This window comes from Streptomyces sp. YS-3, assembly GCF_045257485.1.
Classification (GTDB): Bacteria; Actinomycetota; Actinomycetes; order Streptomycetales; family Streptomycetaceae; genus Streptomyces.
The window spans coordinates 1-10,729 of the sequence record NZ_JBJHPC010000225.1 but is presented as its reverse complement, the minus strand read 5'-3'; the positions used below and the strand labels follow the sequence as shown (position 1 = coordinate 10,729).

The 10,729-nt window shown below is 70.8% G+C and carries 13 protein-coding genes; 7 read left to right on the top strand and 6 right to left on the bottom strand.

Going from position 1 to position 10,729, the window contains the following annotated elements:
* Window positions 1–105 precede the first annotated feature (105 nt).
* The 4 genes from ACJA3G_RS19320 to ACJA3G_RS19305 form a co-directional block, all read right to left on the bottom strand.
* A complete protein-coding gene (locus ACJA3G_RS19320) occupies window positions 106–1,251 on the bottom strand; it encodes an RNA polymerase sigma factor (protein WP_406554264.1) in 1,146 nt (381 codons plus the stop codon).
* An 8-nt stretch (window positions 1,252–1,259) separates the two neighbouring features.
* Window positions 1,260–1,667 carry a YciI family protein gene (locus ACJA3G_RS19315; RefSeq protein WP_406554263.1) on the bottom strand — a complete coding sequence of 136 codons (408 nt, stop codon included), beginning with the start codon at window positions 1,665–1,667 and terminating at the stop codon, window positions 1,260–1,262.
* Window positions 1,668–1,843: 176 nt separating this feature from the next.
* Window positions 1,844–2,698: a class I SAM-dependent methyltransferase gene (locus tag ACJA3G_RS19310; RefSeq protein WP_406554262.1), complete on the bottom strand. Its 855-nt coding sequence runs from the start codon at window positions 2,696–2,698 to the stop codon at window positions 1,844–1,846.
* Window positions 2,699–2,814: 116 nt separating this feature from the next.
* Window positions 2,815–3,471 carry a TetR/AcrR family transcriptional regulator gene (locus tag ACJA3G_RS19305; protein ID WP_406554261.1) on the bottom strand — a complete coding sequence of 219 codons (657 nt, stop codon included), beginning with the start codon at window positions 3,469–3,471 and terminating at the stop codon, window positions 2,815–2,817.
* 79 nt (window positions 3,472–3,550) lie between these two features.
* Between ACJA3G_RS19305 and ACJA3G_RS19300 the strand changes: the two genes are divergently transcribed.
* The 4 genes from ACJA3G_RS19300 (at window position 3,551) to ACJA3G_RS19285 (ending at window position 6,677) form a co-directional block, all read left to right on the top strand.
* Window positions 3,551–4,396 carry an SDR family oxidoreductase gene (locus tag ACJA3G_RS19300; protein WP_406554260.1) on the top strand — a complete coding sequence of 282 codons (846 nt, stop codon included), beginning with the start codon at window positions 3,551–3,553 and terminating at the stop codon, window positions 4,394–4,396.
* 142 nt (window positions 4,397–4,538) lie between these two features.
* Entirely contained in the window at window positions 4,539–5,039 is a 501-nt protein-coding gene (locus ACJA3G_RS19295; RefSeq protein ID WP_406554259.1) for a hypothetical protein, read from the top strand.
* 239 nt (window positions 5,040–5,278) lie between these two features.
* The gene (locus ACJA3G_RS19290; protein WP_406554258.1) at window positions 5,279–5,596 is read left to right on the top strand and encodes a hypothetical protein; all 318 of its coding nucleotides are present in this window, start codon (window positions 5,279–5,281) and stop codon (window positions 5,594–5,596) included.
* A gap of 10 nt (window positions 5,597–5,606) precedes the next feature.
* Window positions 5,607–6,677 carry a M14 family metallopeptidase gene (locus tag ACJA3G_RS19285; protein ID WP_406554257.1) on the top strand — a complete coding sequence of 357 codons (1,071 nt, stop codon included), beginning with the start codon at window positions 5,607–5,609 and terminating at the stop codon, window positions 6,675–6,677.
* Window positions 6,678–6,713: 36 nt separating this feature from the next.
* On the opposite strand, the gene ACJA3G_RS19280 is transcribed toward ACJA3G_RS19285, so the two are convergent.
* Complete coding sequence (locus ACJA3G_RS19280; protein WP_406554256.1) at window positions 6,714–7,343, bottom strand: TetR/AcrR family transcriptional regulator; 630 nt, start codon at window positions 7,341–7,343, stop codon at window positions 6,714–6,716.
* A 91-nt stretch (window positions 7,344–7,434) separates the two neighbouring features.
* Between ACJA3G_RS19280 and ACJA3G_RS19275 the strand changes: the two genes are divergently transcribed.
* Together ACJA3G_RS19275 and ACJA3G_RS19270 are read left to right on the top strand one after the other, a co-directional pair.
* Complete coding sequence (locus ACJA3G_RS19275) at window positions 7,435–7,863, top strand: nuclear transport factor 2 family protein (protein ID WP_406554255.1); 429 nt, start codon at window positions 7,435–7,437, stop codon at window positions 7,861–7,863.
* The gene (locus tag ACJA3G_RS19270; protein ID WP_406554254.1) at window positions 7,860–8,732 is read left to right on the top strand and encodes an NAD(P)H-binding protein; all 873 of its coding nucleotides are present in this window, start codon (window positions 7,860–7,862) and stop codon (window positions 8,730–8,732) included. The genes ACJA3G_RS19275 and ACJA3G_RS19270 overlap by 4 nt, the downstream gene beginning before the upstream one ends.
* A gap of 46 nt (window positions 8,733–8,778) precedes the next feature.
* Here the strand turns inward: ACJA3G_RS19270 and ACJA3G_RS19265 are convergent, their stop codons facing one another.
* Window positions 8,779–9,990, bottom strand: a complete 1,212-nt coding sequence (locus ACJA3G_RS19265; protein WP_406554253.1) for an erythromycin esterase family protein — start codon at window positions 9,988–9,990, stop codon at window positions 8,779–8,781.
* 58 nt (window positions 9,991–10,048) lie between these two features.
* Here ACJA3G_RS19265 and ACJA3G_RS19260 point away from each other — a divergent pair.
* Window positions 10,049–10,729, top strand: a 681-nt coding sequence (locus ACJA3G_RS19260; RefSeq protein ID WP_406554252.1) for a MerR family transcriptional regulator, incomplete at its 3' end; no start/stop codon positions are given.

Here is a 10,729-nt window from a genome sequence, read left to right as displayed (position 1 = left end):
GGACGGGGGCGGTGACGGGCGATCGGTGACGGGGACGGCCCGGGCCGGTCACGTCTTCGGACGGCCCGATCGGGCCCGCGAACCAGCGGGTTCGGCGCCGGTGCGTCACGGGCCCCCGCGGGTGTGGAGCCGGGCGGCCTGCCGGGTGAGGTAGTCGCGCTCGGCGAGGTTGGGCGCTTTCCGGGCCGCCTCCGCGTACAGCCGGCCCGCGGTCGCCACGTCTCCGTCGCGCTCGTGGAGATACGCGGCCACCGCGGTGTGGCGGGGCAGCGACTCGTCCAGCTCGGCGAGCGCGGCCAGCCCGGCGCGCGGGCCGTCCGCCTCGCCTACGGCCACCGCGCGGTTGAGCCGGACGACGGGGCTGTCGGTCAGGCGCGCGAGCTCGTCGTACCACTCGACGATCTGCACCCAGTCGGTCTCCTCGGCTCTGAGCGCGTCCGCGTGGAGGGCGGCGATGGCGGCCTGGGCCTGGAACTCGCCGAGCCGGTCGCGGGCGAGGGCCGACTGCAGGATCTCGACGCCCTCCGCGATCGACGCGGTGTCCCAACGGCCCCGGTCCTGCTCGGCGAGCGGGACCAGGGCGCCGTCGGGCGCGGTGCGGGCGGCGCGCCGGGCGTGGTGGAGCAGCATGAGGGCGAGCAGGCCCGCCACCTCGGGGTGGTCGACCCGGGCGGCGAGCTGCCGGGTGAGCCGGATGGCCTCGGCCGCGAGGTCGACGTCGCCCGAGTACCCCTCGTTGAAGACCAGGTAGAGGACGCGCAGCACGGTGGCCACATCGCCCGCCTGGTCGAACCGTACGCCCGAGACGGTCCGCTTGGCCCGGCTGATGCGCTGGGCCATGGTGGCCTCTGGCACCAGATAGGCCTGGGCGATCTGGCGGGTGGTGAGCCCGCCGACGGCCCTCAGGGTGAGCGCGACGGCGGACGAGGGCGTGAGCGACGGATGGGCGCAGAGGAAGTAGAGCTGGAGCGTGTCGTCGGCGGCGGGCGCCGGCCCGGACACCGGCTCCTGTTCGAGGACCTCCTCGCGCCGGCGGCGGGCCGTGTCGGCCCGTACCTGGTCGAGGTACTTGCGCCAGGCGACGGTGACCAGCCACCCCTTGGGATCACGGGGCGGGTCGGCGGGCCAGACGCGGACGGCTTCGATCAGCGCGTCCTGCACGGCGTCCTCGGCCGCCGCGAAGTCGGCTCCGCGGCGGACGAGGACGGCGAGCACGCCAGGCGTGAGGCTCCTGAGCAGGGCCTGGTCCATGGGTGAGGTCACTCCGTGACGGTGGGAGGGGCGGCGAGGAACGGGCGCAGCTCCAGCCACTCGTGGATCGGCTTCCCGCCGGCCCCCGGGGCGGCGGACAGTTCCCCGGCCAGTTCCACGGCCCGCTCGTAGCTGTCGACGTCGATGACCATCCAGCCGGCGATGAGCTCCTTGGTCTCGGCGAACGGCCCGTCGGTGACCGGCGGGCGCCCCTCGCCGTCGTACCGGACGAAGGTGCCCTCGGGGGCGAGCGCCTGGGCGTCGACGAACTCCCCGGTCTTCTCGAGCCGGTCGGCGAAGTCGTGCATGTACCGCATGTGCGCCGAGATCTCCTCCGGCGTCCACTCGGACATCGGCACGCAGTTGACGGCGTCCGGGGCGCCGCGGTAGTGCTTCAGCAGCAGGTACTTGGCCATGGTGGGGCTCCTCGGTAGTGGTGCGGCCCATTGTGGTCGCGTTCACTACGGGGACGGAGCCGGGCACGGCTTCTCGACATCGGCGGCGAAGTTTTTCCGAGTGTTTTTTCCGGGCGTCTTCCGGGCCGTCTCCCGGACCTCGGTTCCGAACCTTTGTGTGCCCCCCCCGCGTTGCCCTACGGCCTCGTGGCCACGCAGATGTTGTACCGCCATGTCTCCCGATGCCGGTACATCTCCACCCCGCTCATCGCGTTGACCAGGCTGTCGCCGCGGCCCACGCCGCGCGCCACCGCGTACGGCAGCCGGCCGAGCACCGAGAAGCACCGCAGCATGGGCAGCATCTTCTCCGTCGCGTCGTAGGCGGATTCGACCCCGAACCCGGCTTCCTGAAGAAGCCGTTCGAGGTGCCCGTGGGTCATCGTGAGCATGCCGGGCATGCCGGACAGCTCACAGACCCTCACCAGCGCGGACCACGCGCGCGGCGACAGACGGTCCTGCGGAGTGCTGGAGTACTCGCACATCACCAGTTTCCCGCCCGGGCGCAGAACGCGGAAGAACTCGGCGAGCCCCTGCCCGGGGTCGGGGGAGTGGACGAAGGACTCCATCGTGTAGACGCCGTCGAAGGAGGCGTCGGCGAACGGCAGGGCGTGGTAGTTGCCCAGCAGGAAGCGCGTACGCCCACCCGGCTCGCCGGCACGCGCCGACCGCTGCCGCGCGATGGCCACGTCCGGCTCGATCCCGTCGATCCCGGTGACATACGCCCCGCTCGCCGCCGCGACCGTACGGGCCGTGTCCCCGACCCCGCACCCGGCGTCGAGCACCGACGACGCGGCGGGGAGGTCCAGCTCGCGGGCCACGACGCGTTCCATGCGCCGCATGGCCGCGGTGAAGGCCCAGGGGGAGTGGCCCGGCTCGTACCAGCCGAAGTGCCGTGTGCGACCCAGCAGCGCCGTGTACCCGAAGCGGGAGCCGAAGGCCCGGTAGTACGGGAGGACGTGTTGCCGGTAGTGGACATCGGTCACTGGGGTCATCGCTCGGCTCCTAGTCAGTAGCCTCGTCCCGTCCCGAGGTCTCCAGGGAGAGCAACGACCATGCGCCCTCCCGGTCACCGGGCGCTACCCCGCGTGGCGGGGGGTAGCGGGATGCGTCAAGGCCGCTGCCCGTCCGGGAGCGGATCCGGCGTCCGCGCCCCGGGCCATGCCGCGAGCGCCAGTTCCACGGTCTCGTTCAGTTCGTCCGCCGTGGCGCCGTCCAGGGATCGCTGGGACATGCCCTGGATGACGGTGGCGAAGTACGCGGCAAGCGCGCGCGGCCGGGCGTCGGCGGGCAGTTCGCCCGCCGACCGCGCCCGGCGCAGCCGGTCTTCGAACGTCGCCAGGTTCGCGTTGCGCAAGGTGCGAAGGAACACCGCCACCTCGGTGTCCTGCTGGGTGACATTGGTGGCCGCGGTGATGGTCAGGCATCCGGCCGGGTGGGAGGGGTCGGAGTAGATGACGGCTGCCTCGCGGAGGATGCGGGCGAACGCCCCGTACGCCGTGGGTTCCTCCTCCAGCGCCACACTCATGAAGGCGCCGGCGGGGGACCGGCCGTAACTGCCCACCACCTCCTTGAACAGGGACTTCTTGTCCCCGAACGCCGCGTAGAGGCTGCCCGGCTTGATGCCCAGCGCCTCCGTGAGGTCACCGATGGAGGTGCATTCGTAACCGCGCTCCCAGAACAGCCGGGTGGCGGCCGTCAGGGCCTCGGCGCGGTCGAAGGTCCGTGGCCGCCCTCGTTTCGCGGGTGTCTCGCTCATGCCCACCATTTTAGAGCGTCCGCTCAAAAAACGTGTTACGTTCTTTCTTGAGTGATCCACCAACAATTGACAGGAGCGGTCAACCACCATGGGAACGCAGCAGTTTGACGGCAAGCGCGTAGGCAGGCTTGAGGGCAAGGTCGCGCTGGTCACCGGCGGCAGCAGGGGTATAGGCCGCGCCATCGCGGAACGCCTCGCCGGGGACGGTGCCCTGGTCGCCCTGACCTACACCAGCGACCGGCCGGCGGCCCAGGAAGCGGTCGCCCGTATCGAGAAGGACGGCGGCCGGGCGGTCGCGCTGAAGGCCACGCTCGGACAGCACGGCGACGCGGCGAACCTGTGGGCGGCCTTCGATGCCGCGATCGCCGCGTACGCACCGGACGTCCACGCTGCCACCGGTACCGGCGGTGGCACCGCCACCTCCACCGCCCACGGTGTCGACATCATCGTCAACAACGCGGGCATCGGCCGCAGCACCGACCTGGCCGGGCTGACGGAGCAGGACTTCGACGAGGTCTTCGCGGTGAACGTGCGAGCCCCGTTCTTCATCGTCCAGCACGGCCTGACGCGTCTGCGCGACGGCGGCCGGATCATCAACATCTCCAGCGGCGCGGCACGCCTGGCCATGCCGGAGATCATCGCCTACAGCGCCACGAAGGGCGCGCTCGACACCTTCACCCTCAACCTCGCCAAGAGCCTGGGCCCCCGGGGAATCACCGTGAACTCCGTCGCTCCCGGGATCATCGACACGGATGTCAACGCGTCCTGGCTGCGCGACAACCCGCAGGCCGAAGCCCAGGCGGCTGCCCTGGCCGCACTGGGGCGTGTCGGGCAGCCGGAGGACGTGGCCGACATCGTGGCCTTCCTCGCCTCGGACGACGCACGCTGGGTGACCGGACGCGTGGTCGACGCGACCGGGGGTTCCGGCCTGTGAGCGGGACCGCGACCCCGCGTCGGTAAGCGCCCGCGCCGCGACGGGCGGCGGCCTCGCCTCGCGTTGCACGACCGCCCGCGCACCGCTTGCCCGCGTCCCCGCCGGGTGCCTGAGCTGCGCTCCCGGGCCGCTCACGCTCATCATGGGGAAGTGGAGTGCGGTCGGGCGCCGTTGCCTCGGCCCCCCACCGGTTCCCGGTTACACCGGCGCACCCGCCGGCGTCGCCCCCTCGTACGGCTACCGCGCGCCCTGCGACGACCCGCGCGTCGTCCTCGAACTCATCCAGGAAGCCGTCGACATCTCCGGGTGCGCCGACAAGGTGGCCTACACCCTCGACTGCGCTTCGGGCGAGATCACCAATCGCGCCCGACTCGGCCACGCGCTCGCGGTCCCGGCGGTCGACGGCTTCATCCTCCAACCCAACCAGGTCGGCACCATCACCGAAGCCCTCGCCACCTACGACCACGCCGTCCGCAACGGCCTGGTCGCCGTCCCTTCCGGCCGCTCCGGCGGCGTGATCGACGACATCGTCATCAACCTCTCCCTCGGACTGCAGGCACCCTTCCTGAACTTCCTGCTGCGTGCCGCCGACACCATCCCCGACTGCCGACTCGCGGACATCGGACACATCGTCCGCTTCTGACGCGACTTGACGCGTTCTACGGCGGAAGCGCACGCTGAAGACAGCACCGGAAACAAGGCATTCAAGTCGGGTACGTCCGGGTACGTCCCGGCCTTCACCACTTTGTGTACGTCAGCGCCCGCGCCATCGGCATCGCTGATGTGTGAGCGACGGGTGAGCCGGAAGAGCCGAAGTGTGAGCCGGTCCGGCTTGTCGTCAAGGCCCGCCGCGTAGCCCGGGGGCGCCCGGAAGAGGTCGCCATGTCCACTGCCCCGTACGAGATCATCCGCGTCCGTGTCACGGCCAGGGACGCCGAAACCCTCCGCGCAGTGCTGCGCGAGGCCCGGCCCGACGTAGGAGGCCGCCCCCGCCGGGGCGAGGACGGCACCTTCAGCATCGACGCCTACGTATCCCCGGAAGAGGCCGAGGCCCTCGAACGCGAGGGCGTGGTGGTCACCACGCTGGAGAACGCCACCGCCACCGGACGCGCGCGCCAGGCCGAGGTCGGCGAGGGAGACCGGTTCGCCCCCGCGGACGCGGTTCCGCGCGGACTGGCCCTCAAGGTGAAGGAAGCCTAGGAGGGACACCATGTCGTATCTCAACACCACCGAGGTCGAGTCCGCCGTCACCAGTCTCGCCGCCGCGTTCCCCGCGCAGTGCGAGCTCATCGACCTGCCCGAACCCTCCGTGGAGGGGCGTGCGGGCCACGCCCTGCGCATCGGCACCGCCCCCGCCGGAACCAAGGACGCTGTCGTGCTGATCGGGGGCGTCCACGCCCGTGAATGGGGCAGCTGCGAGATCCTCATCCACCTCGCGGCCGACCTGCTCGAAGCCCACAGCGCCGGTACGGGCCTGGGCTACGGCGGCACCAGTTTCACCGCCGACCAGGTGCGGAGCGTCCTGGACAACCTGGACGTCGTCGTCCTCCCGCTCGTCAACCCGGACGGCCGGCACTACAGCCAGACCGTCGAGCCGATGTGGCGCAAGAACCGCAACCCGGCGAACTCGGGCGGCAACCCCGACTGCGTCGGCGTCGACATCAACCGCAACTTCGACTTCCTCTTCGACTTCGCCACCGCCTTCGACCCGTCGGCGGGCCCACGCGTCTCGGCCGACCCTTGCGACGTGCAGGTGTACGAGGGCCCGAGCGCGTTCTCCGAGCCCGAGACCCGCAATGTGCGCTGGCTCCTCGACGCGTACCCCCGGACGCGCTGGTTCGTCGACGTGCACAGCTACTCCGAGGACATCCTCTTCGTCTGGGGCGACGACGAGAACCAGACGCTCGATCCGGACAAGAACTTCCGCAACCCCGCCTTCGACGGCAAACGCGGAGTCGCCGGTGACCTGGCCTACGCGGAGTACATCCCGAAGGACGACGCCGACAACGCCGTCCTGCTCGCGGAGCGGTTCTGCCGGGCACTGCACGGTGTACGCGGACTCACCTACACGCCGATGTCCGCCTTCCATCTGTACCCCACCAGCGGAACCAGCGACGACTACGCCTTCTCCCGGCACTTCGTCGACCCGGCGAAGAGCAAGATCCTCGCCTTCACCGTCGAGTGGGGCACCAGCTTCCACCCGCCGTGGTCGGAGATGAAGCGGGTCATCCTGGACGTGGACGCGGGGTTGGTGCAGTTCTGTCTGACGGCCCAGGAGTAAGGGGCTCCCAGGGCCGCCGTCTCTACCTGCTCGCCCTCACTGCTCGGACTGTGTGTCTCCGCCCGGTCGGACCCGCCGGCCCTCCTGATGGTGGAGCAGGGTCCGGGTGGCGAACGCGGCCAGTTCCGCCCGCAGTTGCTCACGCGCCATGTCGTGACGGTCGGTCAAGTAGTCGACGAGGTCGGCCCGGACGGCTGCCAGCAGGGCGTGCGCCGCGAAGTCAGCGCCGCTGAATCCGGGGAGCTGCTCCAGGATGTCCCGGAGGGTGGCGTGCCACCAGCCGTAGTGCTCGGCGCCGTACGGGCTGTCGCTTCCCGCGGACTCCAGGGCCAGGGAGAGGTGGCGGTGGTCGAGTTTGAAGCACAGGACCGCGTCGAGCAGCGCGATGGCGCGCTCCCCGGGCTCGGTGGCGGGTCCGAGCGGACTCGGGCCGTCCATGACGGCCTCGCGCACTGATGCGAGGCGGGCCTCGTAGAGCGCGCGGATGAGGCCGGTGCGATCGGTGAAGCCGCGGAAGAGAGTCGCCTTGCCGACGCCGGCTTCGGCCGCGATGTCCGCCATGGTCACCTGCTCGGGGCGGTCGCACTGGGCGAAGAGCCGGTCGGCGGCTGCGAGAACGGCCTCGCGGTTGCGCATGGCGTCCGCGCGGGGCTTGCGTTCGGGCACGGCGTTCCTCCGGTTGCGTAAACGGACCCGGGGTCCGTATCGTCTTCTATTAAGCGGACCCCCGGTCCGTATCGTATCGGAAGGAACTCCCATGACCACGCCTGCGCAACCGGCGGAGCTGTTCCGTCACGGACTGCGGCTGCTGCTCGACAAGGACATCCCGGCCTGGGTGGACCTGTGGGACGACGACGGTCTGCTGACGTTTCCCTTCGCCCCTCCCGGGTGGCCGAACCGGTTGGAGGGCAAGGGCGCGATCTCCGACTACATGCGCCACTACCCCGACCACATCGACCTCCACGACTTCGCCGACGTGACGATCCATCAGACCGCTGATCCGGAGACGATCGTGGCCGAGATGAGAGGGGTGGGTCGGCTGGTGGCCAGTGGCGATCCGTTCGACATGACGTACATCGCCGTCGTCTCCGTGACGAACGGCCGGATCACTCGCTACCGCGACTACTGGAATCCGCTGGCGGTTCCCCAGGACGGCGCGGCCGACTTCGCGGGGAGGGCCCGATGAACACGGGGGACGGTCCGCCGACCACGCCTGCCACCTTCCTGGTCATCGGAGCCACCGGCACCACCGGCAGCCGTGTGGCCCGCGGCCTCGCCGCCCGTGGGTACGGGGTCAGAGCGGCGAGCCGGCACGAGGCCGCCGCCGAGGGTACGGGGCGTGTCCGCTTCGACTGGTACGACCCTTCCACCCATGGGCGGGCGCTGAGCGGCGCGGACGGTGTATACCTCGTCCCGCCACTCGGCTCCCCGACGCCGGCCGACGTCATGCTCCCCTTCCTGGAGGAGGGCCGGGCGCGAGGAGTACGGCGGGCCGTGCTGCTCAGCTCCTCGGCGATCCCCGCCGGTGGGCCGGCCGTCGGCCAGGTGCACCAGGCTCTGCCCAACCTCTTCGACGAGTGGGCGGTCCTGCGGCCGTCCTGGTTCATGCAGAACTACACCGGCGACCACCTGCACGCCCGGAGCGTCCGCGAGGAAGGGGCGATCCTGACGGCGACGGGGGAGGGGCGGGTGGCCATCGTGGACGCCGACGACATCGCGGCCGTCGCCGTGTGCGCGCTGACCGACCCCCAGCCTCCCAATACCGACCTGATCATCACCGGCCCGGAGGCGCTCAGCCACGCGGAGGTGGCGGCCGTCCTCAGCGAAGCGACCGAACGTGCCGTCAGCCACCACCAGTTGACGTACGAGCAGTTGCGCGAGCGACTGGCCCAGCTGATGCCGCCCGAGTTCGCGGCCATGCTCGCGGGCATGGACAGGGACATCGCCGAGGGGGCCGAGGACCGCGTCACCGACACGGTTCTGCGGCTCACCGGCCACCGGCCCCGCGACTTCCGCACGCATGTGGAGACCGCGATACGGCAACGGGACGCGTAGCTCGAAGCGATCGGGCCGGAGGCGGACCCGGGACGGGTTCCCGCCCCTACGGGACATCCTTGATGAAGACGATCGCGTCGCTGTCCGCCAAGTGGGCCGGGTCGAGTGGGGAGTAGCCAAACCAGGGGGACACGCGCGGGGCGGGCCCAGGACAGCTGAGGGCGGCGGCCAACTGCGAGGATTCGATGAGGCAGTGGTCCCGCTGGAGGGCGTAGAGCAGGCCCTCGACGGTGTCCGGCGGCGGGGTGTCCACCCCCTGGTACCGGATCGTACCGAGAGCCATGGCAAGGAAGGCGTACTCCCCGCCCAGGCGCGTGCTCGCGAGCGCACCGGCGCTCCACCACTCCACCGGACCCTGCCACATCCGCATGGTGCTCTTGTTCCGCTGGAGATGGGCGTTGTGGGCGTGGACCAGGGTCGGGCCCCGTTCGGCGAGGGCGAGCAGGTTGTCGGCCATTATCCGGTCCCGCAGCGCCACCAGCCAGGTCATACGGGCGGGTGAACTGTCGGCCATCCAGTGGTGGTAGCGCAGCAGACCGAGGGCGGTGCGCCCGTACAGGCGCGCCCGGTCCAGGTCTCCGGGCGAGGTCGCTGCGACGAGGTGAGGTGCCCGGGCGTCCAGCAGAGCCACCAAATCATCGGCGTACAGGCGCAGTTGCCCGGCTTCGCGGGACTGCCCCACGGACTCGGCGGGCTCCATCATCGCGGCCGGGTGGGTCCAGCGGTCGTCGGCTCCGAGCAGCCGGTCGAGGGTGTCCGCGGTACAGGGGAGCAGGTCCGCCTCCACCTCGGCCGCGAGGTAGTTGTGGAGGGCGGTCAGCGCCTGCCGGGGACTTGCCGCGCCCGTCATCTCCAGCGGACCGTCGAAACCGGCGAAACGGACCCGGTCGGGCGCGGGACGGTTCTCGTTGAAAGCGCGCATCCAGTACACGAGCTCGCGGTTGGCCACGGACTTGTTGAACCACTCGTGGCTGAAGCCGTGTTCCATGACGTCGTCGAGGGTGCCCGTGCCCGAAGCCACGTAGTCGTCCACGACCAGGCCCCGCATGCAGTCGCTTTCGATCGCGATCGTCCGGTAGCCCTCCCGCTCGACGAGCTGCCGGAACAGAACGTTGCGCAGGCCGAGCAGGCTGTCCTCGCCATGGGCGGGCTCGCCGAGGGCGAGCAGCCGCGGCCGGCGTGGAAACAGCTTCATGACGGCGCTCGCCTCGACGGCATGGGCGATGTTCCTGATGTCTGCCTTGCTCCCACTGTTCATACCTTCAACGCTATCGTTGAAGCCTCGGTTGAAACTTTTCCGCGATATTCTGGCGGCCATGAGGCGAAACCTTCAAAGGGGTGAACGGCTGAGGCCGGTCGATCTCGCGCGCGAGCACGGTCTGTCCACCCAGGCGGTCCGGAACTACGAAGAGGCGGGCATCCTCCCGCCCGCCGAGCGCACACCCCACGGCTACCGCACCTACACCCCGCGCCACGCCCGGGCCCTGAGGGCGTTCGTCGCCCTGCTGCCCGGCCACGGCCACCAGACGGCGACGGCGATCATGCGGGCGGTGAATCAGGGCGCGGTCGAGGAGGCGTTCGGCCTCGTCGACGAGAGCCACGCCCAGCTCCTGGACGACCGCCGGACCCTCCAGGCCGTCGAGAGAGCCCTCAGCGATCTGGAGCCCATGGCCGCGTTCACGTCCGAACCGACCGTGCGTCCCGGATGCGAGGGCACGTACATCGGCCCGCTGGCCCGAAGGCTCGGCATCCGGCCCGCGACGCTGCGTGTGTGGGAACGCGCCGGAGTCGTCACCCCACGCCGTGACCCGCGCACCGGCTACCGCGTCTACGACGAGGCCGACGTACGGGACGCACGGCTGGCCCACCAACTCAGGCGGGGCGGCTACCTCCTGGAGCAGATCGCCCCACTGATCGCCCAGGTGCGGGTGGCGGGTGGACTGGAGCCCCTGCAGGCCGCACTGGGTGACTGGCACGGCCGGCTGGCGGCCCGGGGG